This window comes from Devosia sp. Soil_C_22, from assembly GCF_057657195.1.
This window is the reverse complement of the sequence record NZ_JBDGIY010000001.1, coordinates 2,890,974-2,911,712: the sequence shown is the minus strand read 5'-3', so window position 1 is coordinate 2,911,712 and position 20,739 is coordinate 2,890,974. Positions and strand designations below refer to the sequence as shown.

Annotated in this window: 21 protein-coding genes; 8 read left to right on the top strand and 13 right to left on the bottom strand. The window is 65.2% G+C overall.

All coding sequences use genetic code 11. The features are described from left to right. Complete coding sequence (locus AC3A6I_RS14185) at positions 1-930, bottom strand: carbohydrate ABC transporter permease (protein ID WP_487544363.1); 930 nt, start codon at positions 928-930, stop codon at positions 1-3. Then, positions 930-1,823, bottom strand: coding sequence for a carbohydrate ABC transporter permease (locus AC3A6I_RS14180; RefSeq protein ID WP_487544362.1), 894 nt, complete (start codon positions 1,821-1,823; stop codon positions 930-932). The genes AC3A6I_RS14185 and AC3A6I_RS14180 overlap by 1 nt, the downstream gene beginning before the upstream one ends. A gap of 237 nt (positions 1,824-2,060) precedes the next feature. Here AC3A6I_RS14180 and AC3A6I_RS14175 point away from each other — a divergent pair, with 237 nt between their 5' ends. The 4 genes from AC3A6I_RS14175 (at position 2,061) to AC3A6I_RS14160 (ending at position 5,000) form a co-directional block, all read left to right on the top strand. Beyond that, positions 2,061-2,507, top strand: a complete 447-nt coding sequence (locus tag AC3A6I_RS14175; protein ID WP_487544361.1) for a VOC family protein — start codon at positions 2,061-2,063, stop codon at positions 2,505-2,507. An 88-nt stretch (positions 2,508-2,595) separates the two neighbouring features. Beyond that, entirely contained in the window at positions 2,596-3,597 is a 1,002-nt protein-coding gene (locus AC3A6I_RS14170; RefSeq protein ID WP_487544360.1) for a LacI family DNA-binding transcriptional regulator, read from the top strand. A gap of 22 nt (positions 3,598-3,619) precedes the next feature. Next, positions 3,620-4,090: a VOC family protein gene (locus AC3A6I_RS14165; protein WP_487544359.1), complete on the top strand. Its 471-nt coding sequence runs from the start codon at positions 3,620-3,622 to the stop codon at positions 4,088-4,090. An 88-nt stretch (positions 4,091-4,178) separates the two neighbouring features. Then, the gene (locus AC3A6I_RS14160) at positions 4,179-5,000 is read left to right on the top strand and encodes a pentapeptide repeat-containing protein (protein ID WP_487544358.1); all 822 of its coding nucleotides are present in this window, start codon (positions 4,179-4,181) and stop codon (positions 4,998-5,000) included. Here the strand turns inward: AC3A6I_RS14160 and AC3A6I_RS14155 are convergent. The 4 genes from AC3A6I_RS14155 to AC3A6I_RS14140 are packed head-to-tail and all read right to left on the bottom strand — an operon-like array spanning position 4,997 to position 9,707. Then, on the bottom strand, positions 4,997-5,680 hold the full coding sequence (locus AC3A6I_RS14155; protein WP_487544357.1) for a hypothetical protein: 684 nt from the start codon (positions 5,678-5,680) through the stop codon (positions 4,997-4,999). The genes AC3A6I_RS14160 and AC3A6I_RS14155 overlap by 4 nt on opposite strands. Further along, on the bottom strand, positions 5,677-7,212 hold the full coding sequence (locus tag AC3A6I_RS14150) for an outer membrane protein assembly factor BamB family protein (RefSeq protein WP_487544356.1): 1,536 nt from the start codon (positions 7,210-7,212) through the stop codon (positions 5,677-5,679). The genes AC3A6I_RS14155 and AC3A6I_RS14150 overlap by 4 nt, the downstream gene beginning before the upstream one ends. A 53-nt stretch (positions 7,213-7,265) precedes the next feature. Then, positions 7,266-9,086: a PQQ-dependent dehydrogenase, methanol/ethanol family gene (locus AC3A6I_RS14145; protein ID WP_487544355.1), complete on the bottom strand. Its 1,821-nt coding sequence runs from the start codon at positions 9,084-9,086 to the stop codon at positions 7,266-7,268. A gap of 30 nt (positions 9,087-9,116) precedes the next feature. Continuing rightward, positions 9,117-9,707, bottom strand: a complete 591-nt coding sequence (locus AC3A6I_RS14140; protein ID WP_487544354.1) for a QcrA and Rieske domain-containing protein — start codon at positions 9,705-9,707, stop codon at positions 9,117-9,119. A gap of 296 nt (positions 9,708-10,003) precedes the next feature. On the opposite strand from AC3A6I_RS14140, the gene AC3A6I_RS14135 reads away from it, so the two are divergent. Genes AC3A6I_RS14135 through AC3A6I_RS14120 form a run of 4 tightly spaced genes read left to right on the top strand, consistent with a single transcriptional unit; the run spans position 10,004 to position 13,369 of the window. Next, positions 10,004-10,435, top strand: coding sequence for a cupredoxin domain-containing protein (locus tag AC3A6I_RS14135; RefSeq protein WP_487544353.1), 432 nt, complete (start codon positions 10,004-10,006; stop codon positions 10,433-10,435). A gap of 3 nt (positions 10,436-10,438) precedes the next feature. After that, complete coding sequence (locus AC3A6I_RS14130; protein WP_487544352.1) at positions 10,439-11,413, top strand: PQQ-dependent catabolism-associated beta-propeller protein; 975 nt, start codon at positions 10,439-10,441, stop codon at positions 11,411-11,413. After that, positions 11,406-12,566 (top strand): type 1 periplasmic-binding domain-containing protein, encoded by a 1,161-nt coding sequence (locus AC3A6I_RS14125; RefSeq protein WP_487544351.1) that lies wholly within the window; start codon positions 11,406-11,408, stop codon positions 12,564-12,566. The genes AC3A6I_RS14130 and AC3A6I_RS14125 overlap by 8 nt, the downstream gene beginning before the upstream one ends. Beyond that, positions 12,557-13,369, top strand: coding sequence for an ABC transporter permease (locus tag AC3A6I_RS14120; protein ID WP_487544350.1), 813 nt, complete (start codon positions 12,557-12,559; stop codon positions 13,367-13,369). The genes AC3A6I_RS14125 and AC3A6I_RS14120 overlap by 10 nt, the downstream gene beginning before the upstream one ends. 155 nt (positions 13,370-13,524) lie before the next feature. On the opposite strand, the gene AC3A6I_RS14115 is transcribed toward AC3A6I_RS14120, so the two are convergent. The 7 genes from AC3A6I_RS14115 to AC3A6I_RS14085 form a co-directional block, all read right to left on the bottom strand. After that, positions 13,525-14,271, bottom strand: a complete 747-nt coding sequence (locus AC3A6I_RS14115) for an ABC transporter ATP-binding protein (RefSeq protein WP_487544349.1) — start codon at positions 14,269-14,271, stop codon at positions 13,525-13,527. Positions 14,272-14,368: 97 nt separating this feature from the next. Further along, on the bottom strand, positions 14,369-15,421 hold the full coding sequence (locus tag AC3A6I_RS14110) for an SMP-30/gluconolactonase/LRE family protein (RefSeq protein WP_487544348.1): 1,053 nt from the start codon (positions 15,419-15,421) through the stop codon (positions 14,369-14,371). A gap of 396 nt (positions 15,422-15,817) precedes the next feature. Further along, positions 15,818-17,281 (bottom strand): dihydropyrimidinase, encoded by a 1,464-nt coding sequence (gene hydA / locus AC3A6I_RS14105; RefSeq protein WP_487544347.1) that lies wholly within the window; start codon positions 17,279-17,281, stop codon positions 15,818-15,820. Positions 17,282-17,283: 2 nt separating this feature from the next. Then, a complete protein-coding gene (locus AC3A6I_RS14100; RefSeq protein ID WP_487544346.1) occupies positions 17,284-18,153 on the bottom strand; it encodes an NHL repeat-containing protein in 870 nt (289 codons plus the stop codon). Positions 18,154-18,164: 11 nt separating this feature from the next. Further along, positions 18,165-19,028 (bottom strand): ABC transporter permease, encoded by an 864-nt coding sequence (locus AC3A6I_RS14095; protein ID WP_487544345.1) that lies wholly within the window; start codon positions 19,026-19,028, stop codon positions 18,165-18,167. Beyond that, positions 19,025-19,834: an ABC transporter ATP-binding protein gene (locus AC3A6I_RS14090; protein ID WP_487544344.1), complete on the bottom strand. Its 810-nt coding sequence runs from the start codon at positions 19,832-19,834 to the stop codon at positions 19,025-19,027. The genes AC3A6I_RS14095 and AC3A6I_RS14090 overlap by 4 nt, the downstream gene beginning before the upstream one ends. Before the next feature lie 2 nt (positions 19,835-19,836). Continuing rightward, on the bottom strand, positions 19,837-20,730 hold the full coding sequence (locus AC3A6I_RS14085; protein WP_487544343.1) for an ABC transporter permease: 894 nt from the start codon (positions 20,728-20,730) through the stop codon (positions 19,837-19,839). Between the last annotated feature and the right edge of the window lie 9 nt (positions 20,731-20,739).

Below are 20,739 nucleotides of genomic sequence, written 5' to 3'. Positions count from 1 at the left end.
CTAACCCTTGATCGCGCCGGCGGTGATGCCCTGCACGAAGAACTTGCCGAGCACGAAGTAGATGACGAGGGGAGGAATGGCCGTGAGCAGGGCGGCAGCCATGTTCTCGTTGTAGGCCGTCTCGCCCGTAGTGGTGATCACCACATTGGCCAGCACCACGCTCATCGGTTGGGTGCCGAGGCCGCCGAAGGTCAGTCCGATCAGGAAGTCGTTCCAGATCGAGGTGATCTGCAGGATCAGCACGACGATGAGGATATTCGCCGACATCGGCAGGATGATCTCGATGAACACCCGCCAGAAGGACCCCGAGTCCATCATGGCCGCGCTCATGATCTCCTGCGGGATGCCCTTGTAGTAGTTGCGGAAAATCAGCGTCAGGATCGGCATAGCCAGCACCGCGTGGATGATGGCGATGCCCCACACGCTGCCGTAGATCTTCACCCACGAGCTCATGATGATGAGCGGGATCATGATGATCTGGAACGGCACGAACGCGCACATGAACAGGATGAACAGGAAGGTGTTCGCCCATTTCACATTCCACAGCGCCAGCGCGTAGCCGGTGACCGAGGACAGCGCGATCGAGACGGCGAGGCTGGGGAACAGGATGGCGATCGAGTTCCAGAAGCCGATCTTCAGCCCGTCGCAGCGAATGCCGGAGCAGGCATTATTCCAGGCTTCCCACCAGGCATCCAAGGTGAAGGGCGCGGGCAGGGCGAAGATCTCGCCGCCGCGGATCTGCGCCATCGTCTTGAACGAGGTGACCACCACCACATAGAGCGGTACGCAGAAGAACAGCGCGCAGATCGTGAGGAACACGATGATGGCGATCGAGCGTCCCGAAATTCCCTTCTTGCGGCGCGGAAACAGTGGCGCCCGCTCGACGGCGACTTCGGCACCCGCCCGGTTGGTATCGGCTACGGCGTCCATCAGGCGACCACCTTTCTGGCCCGTTCGCGTAGGGCTGTCAGCAGGACCAGGGGCAGGAAGATGGCGGCCGTGATCAGCAGCATCACCACCGCGGCGGCCGAGGCGTAGCCGAGGTTGGATTTGGCCCAGTAGGCGTTGATGGTGAAATAGGCCGGCACCCAGGTCGATTGCCCCGGCCCGCCATTGGTCATGGCGACCACCACGTCATAGGCCTTCACCACGCCTAGCGAGAGCAGGATGGCGCAGGTGAGGAAGGTGAACTTCATCATCGGGATGATGATCTCGAAGTAGAGCCGCCACACGCTCACCCCATCGAGCCGCGCCGCACTCCAGATCTCGGTGTTGATCGACTTCAGCCCCGACAGCATCAAGGCCATGTAGAAGCCCGAGCCCTGCCAGATATAGGCCAGGATGATGCCGTGCATGGCCGTCTCCGGCCGTGACAGCCAGTCGAAGTCGATGAAGTTCAGCCCAATCGAGTGGAAGAAGGCCTGCACGCCCAGGCTCGGGTTGAACATCCAGCGCCAGGCGACACCGGTGACGATCAGCGACACCGCCAGGGGATAGAGGAACACAGTGCGGAAAAAGCCTTCGCCGCGCTTTTCGCGCTCGATCAGCGCGGCGAGCACGAAACCGAACACGATGGCGAGCGTCGAGCCGATGCCGAGGACGACGAGGTTCTGCAGCGAGATCTGCCAGCCATCGTCGCGGAACAGCCGTTCGTACTGGCGGGCCCATTCGCTCCAGTCGATCTCGTACTCGGCGAACCGCCGCGAGCGAGTAAGGCTCATGTAGACGGTCCAGCAGATCGCGCCGATGAAGGCAACGACGGTGATCGCCACGGCCGGCGACAAGGCCAGCTGCGGAGACCATCGGCTCCAGCGAATGGCCATCCCCTCCCTCCCTCTCCTCAGCCGCCCTGTTGCGGGCGGCAATCCGTGGCGTCCGCCTCCTCAGGAGACGCTCGGACGTATTAGCGTTAATCTTTCAGACCCTGCCGCAGCGGTCAATCCGGATTCTTGTGGCCGGGATTTACTGTGCAGGATTGACCGATTGGCAGGTTGAGGTGATAGTCTACCGTATTAACGCTCATACAAATGGACGCAAAGCGCCGCGTTAGGGAGAGAGATATGCAGGGCATCACAGGCATCGCCCATGTCGCGATCAAGGTGAAAGACCTCGATAAGTCGCTGGATTTCTACATCAACAAGCTCGGTTTCCCCGAGATGATGCGGCTGCATCACGACGATGGCAGCGTCTTCCTCGTCTACCTGCGCATCACCGACACGCAGTATCTCGAAGTCTTCCCCGGCGCCGAGGGTGACCGTGCCCCGGGCTGGAACGCCAACGGCATGAACCACCTTTGCCTCGAGTCCAGCGACGTGAAGAAGCTGTCCGAGGACATCCAGGCGGTGGGCATTCCGCTGCTGCTGCCCCTGAAGCTTGCAGTCGACGGCAACTGGCAGGCCTGGATCGAGGATCCCGACGGCAACCGCATCGAATTGATGCAGATGGCCGCCGACTCGCTGCAGCTCAAGGCCATCGCCCGGCTCAAGGGTGAGACCGCGATGGCCTGATACGGGGCGTTCGCATGTTGTCCGGTCCAATGGCCTGTCGTAGCTAGGCAAACTCGGCCGATCCTGGCCGGCATACGGACCCGCCAGCATGCGCACCACCACCCGTCTCAAGGACATCGCGGAAAAGACCGGCTTCTCGGCCAACACCGTCTCGCTGGCCTTGCGCGACAGTCCGCGCATTCCCAGCGAGACCCGCGATGCCATCCGACGGGTCGCCGAAGAACTGAACTACCAACCCAACCACGTGGCCCGCTCGCTGGTGAGCCGCGAAACCAAGACCATCGGGCTCATCCTGACGGACATCATGAACCCTACGCTCACGCGCACGGCCCAACAGGTGGAACTCGCCCTCGCCGAGCGCGGCTACGGCACGCTGCTTGCGACCTCGAACCACAAGCTCAGCGAGGAAAAGCGCCTCGTCGAGCTGTTCCGGGCCCGCCGCGTCGACGGCATGCTCGTTTATCCCGCCATCCACCACGAGCTCGGACACCTGCGCGCCCTGCGCCGGCACTTCCCCGTGGTCTCGCTGATCGCCGGACCTGATCCGGGTATCGACGTCGTTAGTGTCGATGATCGCAGCGGCACCGCCCGCGCCATCCGCCATCTGATCGGCGTCGGCCACCAGCGCATCGGCTTCCTCGATCCCTTCGCCGCCAGCGGCAACAACGAGAAATTCGAAGGCTACCAGCAGGCGCTGGCCGAAGCCCGGCTGCCCTTCGATCCGGAATTGGTGATCACCACCCGCGGGCACTACGCCACCGATGGCTACTACGCGCTCGATACGCTGATGAGCATTTCGCGCCCGCCCACCGCCGTGTTCACCCACAACGACTCGCTGGCCTTCGGCGCCTTGCGCTGGTGCCACCGCCACGGCCGGCGCGTGCCGCAGGACGTGGCCATCATGGGCTACGACAATATCGAGCTCACCGAATTCGCCGAGCCGCCGCTCTCGACCATGAACTACGCGGTGGACGTCGTTTCCCGCATGGCCGTCGACCGGCTGATGCGGCTGATCGCGGCCGGGGACGAAGCGCCCGAGCCGCGCACTACGCTGATCGACCCCGAACTGGTGGTGCGATCGAGCACATGAACAACGCCATGGGAGGACTAGAATGGCTGCCTTTGACACGCTGGGACACGTCGCCTTCAAGGTGAACGACCTCGATCGGTCGCTCGACTTTTACGGCAAGCTCGGCTTCCCCGAGTTCCTGCGCCTCAACAATGCCGATGGCCGCCCGTGGATCGTCTACCTCAAGGTCACCGACCAGCTCTTCCTCGAGCTCTTTCCGGGCGGCACCGGCGAGCCGGTCGCCGGCCCCCAGTCGACCGGCGTCAATCATCTCTGCCTCACCACCGAGGACATCGAGGCGACCGACGCCCACCTCAAGTCCGTGGGCATCACGCCATCCTCGGCGCTGGTGGCATCCAAGCGCGGTGTCGACGGCAACCGGGGCATGTGGGTCACCGACCCCGACGGCAACCGTATCGAGATCATGGAAATGGCGCCCAACTGCATCCAGTACGAAGCCATCCGTGCGCTTCGTGCCGCCGGCGGCCCGACCGTATTGGTTCGCCCGCTGTAGATTGAAGCGATGTCATCGCCTGCGGAGGGATCGGTCGGGCCGTCCGTCCGTAGCATTTACTTGTGGTCCGGGGCAGCTATCATGCCCCATGAGTAAAATCTCGCGTTACCTCGCTCCTGTACTGTTGCTTGCAATGGCGGGGAGTGCAGCGGCACAAAATCGGATCGAATGCTATCCGATTTCACCGCGGCCGCCGCTAGCCCAGGTGGTAGTCGATCTCGATCAGGTCGTCGTTGGCGACGTAGCGGCGTTTCTTGCCGGCCGGACGTCGGACTGTCCGAAATGCGTGCTGGATTCGGCACGGCTACAGCACCGCAACCTCGCGGGCGCCGACCTCAGGGGTGCAGTTCTGGCTGGTGCCAGCCTGTTCGGCGCGAACCTGAGCAAGGCGCGCCTCGATGGCGCGGTGCTGGCCGGCGCGAACCTGGGACGCGCCAAGCTCGGCGAGGCATCGCTGATCGGCGCGGATCTGTCGAACGCCATGCTGGTGCGCGCCGATCTGACAGCGGCAAACCTTGCTGGTGCAGACCTGAGGCAGGCGCGGTTGCAGCACGCTCGGGTGATGAACGGCCGCATCGATGAGGCGAATTTCGAGGGCGCGGTGGCGGTGGGCGCCAACTTCTCGCAGACCTATGCCGTAGGCGCGAATTTCCGGCTGGCCAACCTGATCCAGAGCAACTTCACCGGTGCGACCCTGCGCAACGCCAATCTCGAGCATGCCGGCATGTCCGATGCGGACCTGACCTCGGCCGATCTCGCCTACGTCAAAGGCTTCAATGTCGACTTTGCCGGTGCGACGTTACGCGATGCGGCCCTGACTAATGCCGACATTCGAAATTCGCGGCTCTACGAGGCCGATCTGGGGTGCACGGTCTTCACCAACACCAGCATCGGCCGGGCGCCGGGCTAGTTCGGATCGGCGAGGCGAATCTCGAAGCGGCTGTCGCTGACGAAGTAGGTGTCCTGCACCTTGCCGAACGTATCGACGAAATCCTGCCCGGCCTTGTGGAAGTAGTTCTGCGACAGGGACAATGCACGGCCCTCACTTTCGCCGGTACAGGCGCGCTTGACGAAGAAGCTGGCCGCGGCGGTTTCTCGCGGGCGGAGTTCGCTGTCCTCGCAAGTCCAGCTGGCGTCGGCGTAGTGCTGCTGCAGGACGGCGGCGAGCCGCCACTGATCGTTCCGCTCACCGCCGGATGCACCGCGCGGGTCGGCCAGGATGCGTAGCCCGGCCAGTGTACCCGATGCATCGAACAGCGCCGAGACCATGGCGCGAAAGCCGTAGACGCGGGTGCCCTCGAGCCGGGCCAGCGGCCAGCGCTGCCAGGCCTCGCGGAGTGCGTCGGCTTCATCGTCGTAACGGAAATAGACCTCGTGCAACCCGCTGGACTCGGCAGGGCAGAGGGCGAAATCGGCAAAGCCGGCCAGCGGTGTGGTCGGCGGTCCGCCATTGCCGCCGCAGGCGTATTCGACGAATCCGGAAGGCTGGGCGCCGGCCGGTTCGCCCAACCGCAGGTCCCAGATGGTGTCGGCACCGGCCGCCGGGCCGGCGAGCGCGATAGCGGCGGCGAGTGCGAGGAGCCGTTTCATTGGTCGCGCTGTCCCATGACGAGGAGGACCAGCAGACCTTCGGACATCGAGAGGTCGGGCGAGCGATAGGCGATGTAGGGGCTGATCGCATCACCACCGACGGCGATGACCAGGCGATCCTCGCCATCCACCGTGGTTTTCAGCGGCTGGACCGACGACAGCGCGGCCATCTGTCGGTCGGTCACCGGCTCGAGCGTCTTGGCGTCAAGCACATAGAGCGCTCCATCCGCGCTCGTCACAGCAAGGAGACCGTCCCCGATGATAGTGGCGCCGCCTACCAGTGGCGCGGGGAACAGCCGTTGTGCCACGATCTTGCCGGTGGCGATGTCGGCGGCCGTCAGGATGCCGAGCGAGGCATCGTGTCCGGCATAATAGGCGCCGAGCCAGTTGGGCTCCCGCCGTTCTGTGAGGATGTGGCCGACGCCGGTTACGCAGGCATTGGCGTTGGCGCCGTAGGCAAGGCCGGTCCCGACATCGACGCTGGAGGCATAGCCGTTGACGGTCCAGGCGTTCTCGCAGGTTGCCGTCGGCGCCGCGATGCCGAGGTCGTTGTTGTGCGTGCCGGCCGAGAAGGCGATGCGCGCCGGGTCGAGCCCATAGATGCTGGTGTCGGTGAGCGGCTCGCCCGACGCGGCGTCGAGCAGCACGACGCTGCCATTGCCGCGGAACTGCAGCAGGCGGGCCGGTAGCTCACCGGTGGCGGCAAGCAGGTGCACCGGGCCGTCCTGCGGCAGGGCGTCGGGCGGCGGGGCTTCGCGATGCAGCCAGCGCAGGGCGCCGGTGGCGATATCGAGGGCGACGACGCCGTTTCCCGCCCAGGCTCCGCGCTCGGCCTCGGGCACCGCGATGGCGGGGAAGGTGAAGGGCCAGAGCAACTGGCCGCGCTCGGGGTCGAGGACGCCGGGCTGGCGCACCGCGGCGCTGAGGCCGGCAATCTCGCCGAGTTCGGCGGTCCAGGCCGGCTCGCCGGTGGCCTTGTCGAAAGCGACGAAGGTCAGGGGGCCGACGCGATCGTCACCGGAGCCGGCGACGACCACCAGGGTGTCGGTCACGATCGGGGGCGCGACGATGTCGAAACCGTCGACCGGGTTGCCAGCCGCGACGCTGCGGACCAGCGTGCCGGAGGTGGCGTCGAGCCAGTGCAGCAGGCCATCCGAGCCGCCGACGAAAATGGTGTCGCCGTCGAGCACCATGCCGCGCGCGGCCTGCAGCCAGGCGTCGATGTCGCGGCGGCCCAGGTCGTTGTACCAGACGCGCTCGCCCTTCTTGCTCAGGTCGAGCTTGGCGATGCCGCCCCAGCCATCGATGGTGTAGAGGAAATCGCCGCTTGCCAGATAATTGTGGCTGGCGACGTTCTGGTAGTGGCCGGCGCCTTCGACGGCGCCACCCAGGACCACGGAGAATTTCGGGACGAGGTCGGCCATGCCGGGGGCCGTGAAGCGGCCTGCATCGGCGGCCATGGCCGGAGCGCCACACAGCAGCAGCAGTGCCAGGCCGGGCAGGGGCCCGCGGTTTCGGCGGCCAGCGGTCACGGTGAAATCCTGAAACGGCTCCGGGGGACGCTGGGCCCCCCGGAGCCAGTCACTTACTCTTCGACTTCGAACACCCAGATCACGCCACCGGTCGGCACGGTGGTCGCGGCCTTGAACTTGTCCGGGTAGCTGCTGGCGAGGCGGTTCTGCATGCTGGCGGCGTCGATGCCCCAGCCGGCCTGAACCGACACATACTGCTTGCCGTCAACTTCGAAGCTGGCCGGCACGCCGATAATGCCGGAGTTCAGCTTCTGCTCCCACAGGATCTCGCCCGTCTTGGAGTCGTAGGCGTGGAACATGCTGTCGTTGGTACCGCCGCCGAAGACGAGGCCGCCGGCAGTGGCCATCAGCGGGCCCCAGTTCTGCGACTGGAACTTGGTGCTCCAGACTTCCTTGCCGGTGCTGAGATCCCACGCCTGGACTTCGCCGATATGGTCAGCGCCTTCCGCGATGTAGAGCTCGGACTTGTCGCCCTGGGTGCCGCGGGTGAAGCTGGCGCCCGGACGGTACTCGACCACCGTGCCGCCCGCCATGACCGTGCAGAGGTTCTCGTTGGCCGGAATGAACACGTAGTTCAGCTCCGGATCGTAGGCGATCGGAGGCCAGTCCTTGCCACCCCAGAACGAGGGGCAGAAGTCGCCCTCGATGCCGGTGCCGGGCTTGGTGCCCTCGGCATACTCGATATAGCCGGTCTCGGGATCCATGCTCCCGATCCAGTTCTGCTCGACGTAGGGCGTGCCCTTGATGAAGTTGATCGGGCCTTCCGGCGTACGCTCGAGTTCCCACAGCACGCCGTTACGGGCGGCATGGACGAGGCCGGGGACCTTTTCGCCATCCTTGTTGGTCAGGTCGACCAGGATCGGGGCAGCCACTTCGTCCCAGTCGAACGAGTCATTCGGGTGGTACTGGAAGTGACCGACGATCTCACCGTCGTCGGCCTTGAGGGCCACGGCGGAGGTCACGTAAAGGTTGTCGCCCGGGCGCTGGTCGCCCATCCACGGTCCACCGTTACCGGTGCCCCAGTAGATGATCTTGTTCTCGGGGTCGTACTGGCCGGTCACCCAGCTCGATGCACCGCCGGTCTTCCAGGCGTCCTCGAACTCGTCACCGGGCTGCGGCCAGGTTTCCGAGCCGGGCTGGCCGGGTTCGGGAACGAGGAAGGTACGCCAGGCCTCTTCGCCGCTCTCGGCGTCGAAGGCGGCGATATAGCCACGGATGCCGCGCTCGCCACCGGAAGTGCCGACGACGATCTTGTCCTCGACCACCAGCGGGGCAAGGTTGGCGTAATAGCCCAGGCGATAGTCCTGCACGGTGGTCGACCACACTTCGGCGCCGGACTTGGCGTCGATGGCGACGAGCACGGAGTCGCGCGACATCCAGTAGACCTTGTCGCCGAGCAGGGCGACGCCACGGTTGGTCGGGTGCGAGCCCAGCATGTCGGCCGGCAGTTCGCGCTTGTAGCGCCACAGGATGTCGCCGGTCGCCGCGTCGAGCGCCAGGATCTGGTTGCCGGCGGTGGCGGTGAACATGACGCCGTCGACCACGATGGTCGGGGCTTCGTGGCCTTCGGCATAGCCCGTCGAAACCGACCAGGCCGGCTTCAGGTTCTTCACGTTCTCGGTCGTGATCTGCTTCAGCGGGCTGTAGCCCCAGCCGTTGTAGGTACGGCGGTACATCGGCCAGTCGCCGTCAGCGGGGTTGACCAGGCTCTCGGTGGTCACCGACTTGTAGTCGGGGATCGCGATCACCGGGGCCGGCGCCGCCGGCGCAGCAGCCGGTGCCGCCGGAGCAGCGGCCGGCGCCTGCTGCGCATATGCAGCACCCGCCATCAGGGCCGTGAAGCTCACGGCCAAGCCAAAATTCAGCAACTTCATTCCAGGTTCTCCCTCAAGAGTGGCTAGGGGCTACTCCGCGTCTCCTCCGACGCGGGAATCATAAGCAGAAGCAATGGTCAGCCGACCTTCGGCATCCACCGCCAGGCTGATCGACGGCAGCTTGCGGGTCGCAGGCCCGTTGGCGAGCGCGCCGCCTTCCTTCAGGTTGAAGCGCGAGAAGTGGCAGGGGCACTCGGCAATCGCCGTCTCGGGGTTGTAGTCGGTGACCTCGCAGGCGGCGTGCGGACAGATCATGGTGTTGGCGAGCACGCCTTCGGCCGAAGTGGCGCGGACGCTCTCGCTCAGCTGATCGGCCGGAAATGCCGTCAACATCAGGATGTTGATGAATGTTCCGTCGCGGGCAACGCCGGTGGCCGGGTCGGCCGCCCAGGCCTGCATCGGATATTGCGCGCCCACTTCGACGTCGCTGACCTTGATCGGGGTGGTCTTGTCGTCGCCACTAGCGCGAACCAGCAGGTCACCGACCTGCGGGGACATCATCGTCGCTTCATCGGCGGCGAATGCACGGCCAACCGTGAGGCCGACGGCCGCTCCCGCGGCACCGACGAGCACGGCCCGACGGCCGATGCACCCACAGGCAACTTGATCCTTTTTACTCAACGCAAACCTCCCTAAATCGTGACAAAACGATAGGGCACCTCGTTAGCTGCGCAACCCATTTAAAACTTGATCGGGCGGCGCAGGTTTCCTCCCTGGACGCGGTCCAGGGTCGTAGACCCATTGAATTTGTTTAACAAAACGCCGCAGCGCTACCTATAAGTACCATGGTACTAATACCTTCGGCGGGTTGCCGGGCTCGGATGGCATCCGCATGATCGGTGTTCGGCCGCATCAGAACGGCTGGCGCGCCGAGCGGGACGATATTTCCAGGGGAGGAAGGTTTCACAAGTATGGTCATGTTGCGTCGCTTCTTGCGCCGCGCCGTTTCTGGCGTGATGGCGTTCATTGCATTTTCCAGCATCGCGCAGGCAGAGGGTAACCTTGCCGCAAACGCCACGCGGTTGCCTGATCTCGAGATAAATTCAGCAGACTTGAGCTTCTCCCAGTCGAGCTACGAGCTGGAGACCGGCAAGTATTACCGCTGGCGCATCGTGCATGACGGCGGCGAGGAACTGGCGGTGATCGCGCCGGAGCTGTTCCGTAATTCCTGGATCAACCAGGTTATCATCAACGACCTCGAGATCACGCCCTACGGGCTATACAGCGTCGAGTTCGACGACGAGGGCACCATTGACATCTGGTTCGTCCCGATCCGGCCGGGCGAGTACGATTTCTCCGCCGACGGCTACGAGAGCCGCGGCATGGTCGGCAAGTTCGTGGTTAAGTAGGCCATGAGCATCCGATCCGTGCTCGCCGGCGCCGCCATCGCCCTTGGCCTCATTGGTCCTGCCGAGGCGGCGGGGACCAACCTGATTTTCGTCTCTAACGAGCGCAGCCACGAGGTGGTCGTGCTCAACCCGCAATACGAGATCATCAAGCGGATCGAGACGTCGCGCCGGCCTCGCGACATGCACTTCAACGCCGACCGCACGCTGCTCTACGTGGCCTGCGGCGACGACGACGCGCTCGACATCATCGATGTCGCGACGCTCGAGATCGTCGACAGCATCAAGACCGGGCCGAGCCCGGAGGTGTTCGCGTTCTCGCCGGACGAAAGCCGAATCTACGTCTCGAACGAGGAGGACTCGCGGCTCGAGGTGATCGATGCGGAGACGCGCGTCTCGGTGGCAGATATTCCGACCGGCGCCGAGCCGGAGGGCGTTATCGCGACCAAGGACGGCTCCACCGTCTACGTCACGTCCGAAGTGGCCGACATGATCCATGTGGTCGACGTGGCGACCAACGCGGTCACCAAGAATATCCTCGTTGGAACCCGGCCACGCCGCTTCATCATGACTCCGGATGATACCGAGCTATGGGTCTCGGCGGAGTTGTCGAGCGAGATCTATGTCATCGACCGCGCCACCAACGAAGTGAAGGACGTGCTCGAATACCTGCCGCCCGGCTTCCGTATCGAAGACGTGACCCCGGTGGGCATGGACATCACCAAGGATGGCAGCAAGGCTCTCGTCAGCTTGGGACGCGCCAATCACATCGCAATCGTCGACGTGGCCAGCAAGGAAGTGCTGGAATACGTGCTGGTGGGCAGCCGCGCCTGGTCGGTGGCGCTCAACCACGACGATTCGATCGCCATCGTCGCCAACGGGCTGTCCGACGACATCACCATCATCGATATGGCGACGATGAAGGCGACCCAGTCCATTCCGGTCGGGCGCGTGCCGCACACCGTGTTGATCGATGACTAGGCTCCTGACGCTCCTGGCGTTCTGCCTTTTTGCGTCTGTGGCCACTGCCGCCGATATCGGCATCGGCTTTCTGTCGCTCGACAACGACCCGCGATACGACGAGGAATTTGTCTATGCGCGGATCGAGCTCCGGTCCACCGGCGATGCGGTAAAGGGCGCCGAGCTGGGCATCATCGATTCCGAGATGATCGCAGCCGCAACCGGCAATGCCTTCAAGCTGCAGCCCGGCAGTGCGGCCGATCTCGATGGCCTGAAGGCCAGGGTGGAGGAACTGGCGGCAGCCGGCGTCCATTATGTCGTACTCGATCTTCCCGGCGAGACGGTCGACCAGCTGGCGGCCGCCACCCGCGAGTTGTCCGTCACCCTCGTCAACGCCACGGCACCCGAGGACGAGCTCAGGACCAAGTGCTACCCCAACCTGCTGCATACGGCTGCGTCGGATCGGATGAACTCGGATTCCATGGTGCAGTTCCTGCGCACGCATGACTGGAACCGCGTGCTGCTGCTGGTTGGCGAGGAGCCCCGTGACGCGCAGATCGCGCAGAGCTTCCGCCAAGCAGCCGAGCGCTACCGCCTGAACATTGTCGAGGAGCGGCCGTTCTCGCTGTCCTCGTCACCCGAGAACCGTGAGCTCAACAACACGCTGCTGCTGACCGGCGGTACGGAGTATGACGTCATCTACCTGGCCGACAGCCGTGGTGAGTTTGGGCGCTTCCTGCCCTATGCCACCCAGTTGCCGCGTCCGGTCGTGGGTTCCACCGGTCTCGTCTCCACCGAGTGGCATTGGTCGCTCGAGCGCTATGGAGCGCCCCAGGTCAACTCGCGCTTCGAAGACCTTGCCGGCGGCCGGCGCATGGCGGGCCAGGACTGGTCGACCTGGATGGCGGTGAAGGCGATCACCACCGCCTACGCCAAGTCGCGGGCCACCGATTATGCTGGCATCGATGAATACCTGCGCGGCGGGCGGCTGCGCATCGATGGCTCGAAGGGCGTGACGATGAACTTCCGTCCGTGGGACGGCCAGATGCGGATGCCGCTGATGCTCGCGACCCATAACGCGGTGATCTCGCTGCCGCCGCTGGATGGCTTTTTGCACCAGACGAACACGCTCGACACGCTCGGTACGGACGAACCGGAGCACCAGTGTCAGTAGCCGTCCGCGATCTCTGGCTGGGGCTCTATGCGATCAGCTGGCGCGAGATCGCGAAATTCCTGCGCCAGACCGAGCGGTTGCTGTCGGCGCTGGTGCGGCCGGCACTGTGGTTGCTGGTGTTCGCCACCGGGCTGCACGACCTGCTCGGCGTGTCGATCATTCCGCCGTACCGGACCTATATCCCGTACCAGGAATACATCCTGCCCGGCCTGATCGGCATCGTGGTGTTGTTCCAGTGCATGCAGTCGGCGCTGTCGATGGTCTATGATCGCGAAGCGGGGGTGATGCAGGTGATGCTGGTGTCGCCGCTGCCGCGCACTTTCCTGTTGCTGGGCAAGATTGTCGGCGCCACGGTATTGTCGCTGCTGCAGGTCTTTGCCTTCCTCGCGCTGGCTCGCCTGTTCGGGTTCGGTTTTCCGGCGCTCGGCTACCTGGCCGTGATCCCGGCGATCATCCTGGCGGGGTTGCTGCTCGGCTCGATCGGCCTGCTAGTCTCGGTCTACACGCGCCAGCTCGAGAACTTTGCCGGGATGATGAACTTCGTGGTGTTCCCGATGTTCTTCCTGTCCTCAGCGCTCTACCCGCTGTGGAAGCTGCGCGAGGCCGGCGCAGAGCCGATCTACTACATCTCGCTCGCCAACCCGTTCACCCATGCGGTCGAGCTCATCCGCTTCGCTGCCTATGGCAAGTTCGACCTCGTCCATTTCGCCGTGGTGGTTAGCTGCGCGGCGCTGGCCTTCGCACTGGCGGGGCGGGGCTACGATCCGCTGGTCGGGGCGATCCGCAAGCGGCGTCCCGACTAGATCGCTTCACGTTTGAAGCGGTCCCAAATTCCTGCGTCATCCTGCCCAGGCGGGGATCCGGCGGCCGCACGCTCGTTGGCCCGGCTGGGTTCTCGCCTTCGCGGGAACGACATTATGGGGCAGGATGCTCCGTCGCAGTCCGCTCGTGAAGTGCCCTAGTCGGTGGCCACCGCGCCGCCGAGTGTCAGGTAGGCCTCGGACAGGCTCGGCGCGCCGGCCTCGGCGCACAGCTCTGCGGGTGTCCCGGTGGCCGCCACCCGTCCGCCCGCGATCAGGACGATCCGATCGGCCACCTCGGCTTCGTCGACGAGGTGCGTTGCCCACAGCACCGCGACGTTCATCCGCCGCTGCAGGCTCTGGACGTGGTCGCGCAGCACCCGGCGCGTCTGCATGTCGAGCCCGACGGTCGGCTCGTCCATCAGCAGCAGTTCGGGCTGGTTGAGCAGGGCCCGGGCGATCTCGACCCGGCGCTGCTGCCCGCCGGACAGGTTGCGCACCATCGTGCCGGCAATGTCGGTGATTTCCAGCAATTCGGTCACCTCGGCGATACGCTGCCTCAACTGCTGTCCGGAGAGGCCGAACAGCGCGCCGTGAAACTTGAGGTTGGCGGTGACGGTCATGTCCATGTCGACCGACCGCGCCTGGAACACCACCCCGAGCCGGCGCAGGATCTGCGAGGGATCGTCGCGATAGCTGCGGCCGAACAGGGCGACGCTGCCCTTGTCGGGCCCGAACAGCCCGGCCGCGATGCGAAACAGCGTCGATTTACCCGAGCCGTTGGGGCCGAGAAGGCCCACGAACTCACCGGGCTGCACGGCAAAACTCAACCCCCGGAGCGCCAAGGTCCGGTCGTAAGATTTCTCGACGCCTGAGAATTCCAGGGCCGGCGGGCTATCGGTCACAGGCAAAAATCCACGGTCGTCGCCAGTGGCCGGACTAGACCACGCGGTCCGGGGCCGGGCAAGCGGTTGGGCCGGCGCACGGGCGCCGGCCGTATGGTCAGTCGAGCGGCACGAAGGCCAGCGCGTTGTTGGCGTTCATCGGGATCACCAGCTGATTGGCGCCGGCGTCGTAGCACATGGAAGCAGCGCTGGGGATATTCTCGGCGATCAGCTCGGCCGGCTGGCCCGGCACCATCTTGGAAACCCCGCCCATCTGCACCGACGACACGTATTTCGTGCCGTCTTCCATGATCACCAACCCGTCATTGCCGGATTGGGCGGCCTGTTCGGTGTTCAACAACTCGCCTGCCGGCGAGAAGGTCAGCACGTCGGGCGACCCGATGTTGACGACGACGATGTTGCCGTCCTTGTCGACCTCGACACCATTGGGCTGGAACATCGGCTCGCCCTGCTTGAACACCTCGGCGGTGCCATCGGGCGCGATCTTCCAGATCTGCCACGTGTCCGGCTGCGGGTTCTGGCCGCCGCTGCCGGTGTTGGAGGCGTAGATGGTGCCGTCGGCAGCGATGCCGAGGTCGTTGAAGCCGCCCGAACCTTCGACGCGGATTTCGCCGGCAGGCGTGCCGTCCTTCATGTTGAACTTGCGGATCACCGCCACAGAGGGGAGGTTCTCGCCCGGATTACTCGCGTCCGGGGTGCCGCCGTCGCGATCGGCGAGGTAGAGCACGCCGTCGTGGATGAGCGAGCCGAACGGCTCGTTGAGCACCAGCGGCGGCGTCATGCTGTCGCGTTGCGCTCCGGGATTCTGCACGCCGATCCAGCGTGCCGTGTTGACCGAACCATCGTGGTTGATCAGGGCGACGAACGCATCGTTGGCCCGGAAGGCCTGGCCCACGCCACGGGCGGGAGCAACAATCAGGTCGCGCTCGGGGTCGTAGGCGCAGCTCTCGGTCGAGTAGATGGCGCCGAACACCTTAACGTTGTCAGAGATGGCGTTGAATGCCGTCGGATCGTCCGCAGCCGGTGTGATCGGGAGCCCCAGCGCATTGCCTACCGCATAGGGGCCGGGGGCGGGCGCCTGCTGCGCAAAGCCGACTCCCGCCGCACCAATCGCAAGGCCAAGACCGGCCACAAGGATATACGTCCTCATTCGTCATGCTCCTCCGTTTGCTCGTCGGAACAGACTAGCGGTGACCGGTGGCAGCGCAACCCACCGCCATACTGGCCTTTCGGCTAAGGCGTTGGACCGGCGGCCAAAAAGACGCCAGCTACGGCACCCCTCGCCCAGCAGGGAGGCGGGCGGCGATGCGGCACTTTCGACAGCTGATCGATCAGCGAGATCGCCGAGGAGCGACTCAGACCGAGGGCCGCATGCACAAGAAGGTGATTGAGGATTTGGTAGCGGAGGTCCGCTACCGCCATACCCCCCGGCCAGCGATACCCATCAAAATTGAGGTTTGAGCCAAGGCGGAGACGACCCTGTCAGTCACACCGCTGTAGTCACCGGCAGTGTGACGCCCGTCTCCCACGCTCGGTGCCTTCAAGATCAATAGGCTGGGTTTACCTCTCCGGTGATCGGATTGAATGGCGTGGTGAAATTGCCGGTCGGTTCTATCATCGCATAGGGCTTACGGGCGAGGTGCTGCCCGCCCGAGCTGGGGCCGATCAGCGAGCCGTCCCTGTAGATGGCGCGACCACGCAGATACGTGGCGATCGGGTAGCCGGTGACTTCCTTCCCCTCGTAGGGGGTGTAGTCGCCGGCGTGGTGCATCAGCGCGTTGGTGAGGGTCACCTTGCGGTCGGGGTCCCAGATCACGAGGTCGGCGTCGCTGCCGACCGCGATGGTGCCTTTCTGCGGGTAGAGGCCGAAGAGCTTGGCCGGTGCGGTGCTGACGAGGTCGACGAACTTCGCCAGCCCGATGCGCCCGGCCGAGACGCCTTCGGAGAACATCACCGGCAGGCGGGCGGCGAGGCCGGGGACGCCGTTCGGCACCCTGCTGAACGGGGCGTTCTCGCCGGCGAACTTCTTGCCCATCGGGTCGTCGTATTTCGAGGGCGAGTGATCCGACGAGATGACGCTGATGACGCCGCGGCGGATGTAGTCCCACAGCGCTTCCTGGTCCGCACGGGTGCGGGCGGGAGGTCCAAAGATGAACTTGGCGCCTTCGAAGCCCGGCTTGTCGAGGTCGGCGGCGGTGAGGGTGAGGTAGTGCGGGCAGGTCTCGGCCCAGACCTTGAGACCACGTTTTTGCGCCCGCTCGATTTCCGCCGCCGGCTCGGCACCCGAGACGTGGAAGATCTCGATGGGCACGTCGAGCGCCTCGGATAGCGCGATGATGCGCTGCACCGCCTCGCGCTCGGCGATGATGGGCTTGGACCAGGGGAAGTATTTCGGCGTGGTGAGGCCGGCCTTCAGCAGCTTTTCGGTCAGGTACTCGATCAGCGCGTGGTGCTCGGCATGGACGCAGATAAGCGCCTGGTTGCGGCGGGCGGCGTCCAGCACACGCAGGATCTGGCCGTCGTCGAGCCCGACGCCCTTGTAGGTCATGAAGATCTTGATCGAGCGGTTGCCCTGCGCGATCAGCTCCGGCAGTTCCTCCTCCAGCACCTTGTCAGTCGGGTCGGTGAGGGTGAGGTGGAAGGCGTAGTCGACGCGCGAAGTCCGCGCCTTCTCGTAGTAGCCACGGGTGACTTCGGCGAGGGAGTCGCCGACTTCCTGCCAGGCAAAGCTCACCACCGTGGTGGTGCCGCCGGCGGCCGCCGAAGCGCTGGCGGTCTCGAAATTGTCGCACATCTCGGCCGAGGGCGACGGCTGGTCGATATGGGCGTGGGTGTCGACGCCGCCCGGGGTGACGATGCGGCCGGTGGCGTCGACCGTCTCCCCGGCCGAGAGGCCGAGGTTGTGGCCGATCACGGCGATCTTGCCGTCCTTGATCCCGATATCGGCGAAGACCACGTCGCCGCCGGTCACCACCTGGCCACCGGTGATCAGAAGGTCGAGTTCGTCCATGGTCAGTCTCTTATGCTGTCAGGTTCGGAGGGAAGCGGCACCAATCGAGTGACGCGGCTGGGGGAGGGCTCAGCGAGGTAGATATTGCCGTGGGCGTCGCCGTAGATGCCGTGCGCGGCGTTCAGCACCGGCCGGCAATGTCCGAGGCGTTCGCCAGTCGGCGAGAGCAGGGTGAGTGAGGGTACGAAATCGGCGACGAACAGGCGGCCTTTGGCGTCACCCCAGATATCGAGCGGCTTCACGAACCCGGTCCAGATGTCCAGGAACTGACCTTCCGGCCCGAAGACCTGCAGGCGGTCGTTCTCACGATCGACGACCACGACGCGCCCGTCGGGCTCGACCCAGACGGCATGCGGGTTCATGAACTGGCCGGGGCCGTCACCGAGTTCGCCCCAGGAGCCGAGCAGCATCCCCTCCGGAGTGAAGCGATGGATCTTGTGGTTGGCGTAGCCATCCGAGACATAGATTGTGCCATCGGGAGCGAAGGCCACCGCCGTGGGGTGGTTGAAGGGCGAGAGTGGGCGATGGCGGCGGCCAATGCCGCCAACCCGGATACCATCGCGGAACTGGATCACCTCGTGCGCATCGCGATCGACGACGAACAGCCGCCCATCGGCGGCAGGCGTCAGCATATGGGCGTCAACGATTTCGTCGCCGCCCCACCACGACATCACTTCGCCCTGGGGGCTGACGGTGATGACGGCGGGCTCGGCCTGCGAGGTCAGCGAGTCGTGGCGGACCAGTACGTGCACATTGCCGGCGCTGTCGACGACGACGTCGGAGACACCGCCAGAGCCCGTATGGGCGTAGAACGGGCGTTCGACGCGGTAGCGGGTCTCGCCCAGCGCTACGATCAGGTGTTCTCTGGGCATGGGGTCTTGGCTCAGGCGAGGGTGGTGGGACGGCCGGCCGAGCGCGGAGCCCACTGCAGCAACTGCTGCGACAGGCGGTTGAACAGGGCGTAGCTGATCGAGGCGTAGAAGATGAACAGCAGCGCCACGAAGAACATGCGGTCGACGTAGCCAAACTGCTGGGAGTAGACGAGGATGTAGCCCAACCCCGACTGCGCCCCGAGGTACTCGGCGCCGATCACCGTCGCCCAGGCCGTGCCGAGGCTGAGCAGGATCGTGGCGCGAAGTTCAGGGAAGATCGCGGGGATGATGACGGTGCGGTAGAGATCGAGGGTACCCGCGCCGAGGGTGCGGGCATTGTCGATGTAGATGGGCGGGATGTTCTTGACCGCGTTGATGGTGCCGGCGACGAACAGCACGCCGACGCCATAGGCGACGAAGGTCACCTTGCCGACGAAATAGGTTCCGAACCACAGCTGGAACAGCGGCACCATGGCGAGCAGCGGCAGGGTGCGGAGCAGTTGCACCGGCAGATCGATCAACCGGCGGGTCCAGGCGGAGGCCGAGATGACGAGGCCGAGCAGGGTGCCGATGATGGCGCCGGCGAAGAGGCCGACATAGAGGCGTACGAGCGTGTCCCAGGAATGGCTGACGACCGCGAGGAACGCGGCGGGGTAGGAGCGCTCCGCGCCCTCGAGAACAGAGGGGACGCCGAGGCCGCCGCCCCAGTAGTCAGCGAGCGACAGGAACGTGCGGGTGAATAGCACCTCCCACCCCGGAACCATCGGCACACCATCGAAGATCTCGACGGTGTAGATGCGGGAGAGAATTTCCCAGAGAACGATCATCGCTAGGAGCACGCCGAGCGAGGTCCAGCGCTGCGCGGAGGCAGTCATTCGGCGGCCTCGCTGCGGCGCCCGTGCTCGAGGCCGAGATGCGCCAGCAGCGTGTGCTTGGCGGCGAGCATGTCGGGGGTGGCGAGGGAGTCGGTATTGCGCGGGCGATTAGCGCCGATGCGAAGATCGTCCACCAGCCGGCCGGCCTTTACTACGATGATGCGGTCGGCGAGCAGCAGGGCCTCGTCGACGTCGTGGGTGACGAACACCACCGTGCGGCGGTGCTTGCCCGAGGCTTCGGACCAGAGCTCGAGCAGCACGTCGTGCAGCTGACGCTTGGTGACGTAATCGAGTGCGGCGAAGGGTTCGTCGAGCAGCAACACCTCGGCGCCGTTGGCAAAGACTGTGGCGATGGCGACGCGCTTGAGCATGCCGCCCGACAGCTCCTTGGGCCAGGCGCGGGCGACGTGCGAGAGGCCAACAAGCTTCAGGTAGTGCTCGGCCATGCGGTGGCGCTCGGCGGCGGGGACGTTGCGGCGCTTCAAGCCGTACTCGACATTGTCGATGACGCGGAACCAGGGAAAGACGCTGTCCTTCTGGAACACCACGCCGCGCTCGGGGCTCGGGCCATGCACAGGAGTGGTGCCGACCGAAATGGTGCCGCTGCTGGTGGGCAGGAGGCCCGAGATCATCTGCAGCAGCGTGCTCTTGCCACAGCCGGAGGGGCCGACGAGGCAGACGAACTCACCCTCGGCGATGGTGGCCGAGACACTGTCGACAGCGGTGACGGCTTGGCCGTCGCCGCGCACGAAGCGGCGCGAGACACTCGAAAGCGCGATGTCGCCGGCGGTTGGGGAGGTCGACATGGTCAGCTCCGGGCAGTGGATGAGGAGGCATGCCAGCGCGTGGCGAAGCCCACAGCGCGGCCGGCGAGGAAATCGGCGAGGACGGCGACAATGCCGAGCGTGATGAGAGCGGCGAAGATGCCTTCCATGTCGAGGCTGCCCGAGAGCAGCTCGATGATCTTGCCGATGCCCTGCTGGGCACCCAGGAGCTCGGCGATGGCCTCGAGGCCCCAGGCGCCCGCGAGTGCAATGCGGATACCGCCGAGGATCTGGGGTAATGTACCGGGGATCAGCACATCGCGCAGGATGTCGCCGGTCGAGGCGCCCAAGGTGCGAGCGGAGTCCTCGTAGACCGGGTCGAGGTTGTCGGCGGCACGCTGAGCGAAGAGGTAGAGGATGATCACGACGTAGAGGGTGACGAGCAACAGCGCGCTCCAGCCTTCGGCGCCGAACCAGATGAGGAAGAACGGCGCCATCACGAGGATCGGGATGGTGCCGATGGTGTTGAGGATCGGATCGAGCACGGCGCGGACGATGGGCACGCGGGCCGTGACGAGGCCGATCACGGTGCCGATCAGCGAGCCTACGACTACGGCGATCAGCACGTTCGTGGCCGTGTAGAGCATCGAGCCGAGGAGGCCGGTTTCGGGCAGGCCGTAATAGGAGAGCTGGTCGGCGATCAGGAAATCGTTGGCGATGCGGTTGAGCACGGCGCCCGGTGGGGGCAGGGCGGTAGTCGAGACGACGAAGGTCAGCGCCCACCAGATGACGATGGCCAGCGCAACGCCGAGCAACCCGAGGAGGTCAACGCCGAGCCTCCACGGCTGGCGCGTGACGACGGTGAGCGTGCCGGTCCCCTGGATAGTGGAAGGTCGGCTGGCGGCCGGCCCTCCTTCGATTGTGGTGGCTTGGGACATCAAGTCGGG

Coding starts and splice junctions, on each gene's coding strand:
- AC3A6I_RS14100 (WP_487544346.1), bottom strand. CDS start 18,153: ATGCCCAGAGAACACCTGATCGTAGCGCTGGGCGAGACCCGCTACCGC.
- AC3A6I_RS14180 (WP_487544362.1), bottom strand. CDS start 1,823: ATGGCCATTCGCTGGAGCCGATGGTCTCCGCAGCTGGCCTTGTCGCCG.
- AC3A6I_RS14090 (WP_487544344.1), bottom strand. CDS start 19,834: ATGTCGACCTCCCCAACCGCCGGCGACATCGCGCTTTCGAGTGTCTCG.
- AC3A6I_RS14155 (WP_487544357.1), bottom strand. CDS start 5,680: ATGAAACGGCTCCTCGCACTCGCCGCCGCTATCGCGCTCGCCGGCCCG.
- AC3A6I_RS14170 (WP_487544360.1), top strand. CDS start 2,596: ATGCGCACCACCACCCGTCTCAAGGACATCGCGGAAAAGACCGGCTTC.
- AC3A6I_RS14145 (WP_487544355.1), bottom strand. CDS start 9,086: ATGAAGTTGCTGAATTTTGGCTTGGCCGTGAGCTTCACGGCCCTGATG.
- AC3A6I_RS14125 (WP_487544351.1), top strand. CDS start 11,406: ATGACTAGGCTCCTGACGCTCCTGGCGTTCTGCCTTTTTGCGTCTGTG.
- AC3A6I_RS14165 (WP_487544359.1), top strand. CDS start 3,620: ATGGCTGCCTTTGACACGCTGGGACACGTCGCCTTCAAGGTGAACGAC.
- AC3A6I_RS14160 (WP_487544358.1), top strand. CDS start 4,179: ATGAGTAAAATCTCGCGTTACCTCGCTCCTGTACTGTTGCTTGCAATG.
- AC3A6I_RS14130 (WP_487544352.1), top strand. CDS start 10,439: ATGAGCATCCGATCCGTGCTCGCCGGCGCCGCCATCGCCCTTGGCCTC.
- hydA (WP_487544347.1), bottom strand. CDS start 17,281: ATGGACGAACTCGACCTTCTGATCACCGGTGGCCAGGTGGTGACCGGC.
- AC3A6I_RS14085 (WP_487544343.1), bottom strand. CDS start 20,730: ATGTCCCAAGCCACCACAATCGAAGGAGGGCCGGCCGCCAGCCGACCT.
- AC3A6I_RS14185 (WP_487544363.1), bottom strand. CDS start 930: ATGGACGCCGTAGCCGATACCAACCGGGCGGGTGCCGAAGTCGCCGTC.
- AC3A6I_RS14135 (WP_487544353.1), top strand. CDS start 10,004: ATGTTGCGTCGCTTCTTGCGCCGCGCCGTTTCTGGCGTGATGGCGTTC.
- AC3A6I_RS14110 (WP_487544348.1), bottom strand. CDS start 15,421: ATGAGGACGTATATCCTTGTGGCCGGTCTTGGCCTTGCGATTGGTGCG.
- AC3A6I_RS14095 (WP_487544345.1), bottom strand. CDS start 19,028: ATGACTGCCTCCGCGCAGCGCTGGACCTCGCTCGGCGTGCTCCTAGCG.
- AC3A6I_RS14175 (WP_487544361.1), top strand. CDS start 2,061: ATGCAGGGCATCACAGGCATCGCCCATGTCGCGATCAAGGTGAAAGAC.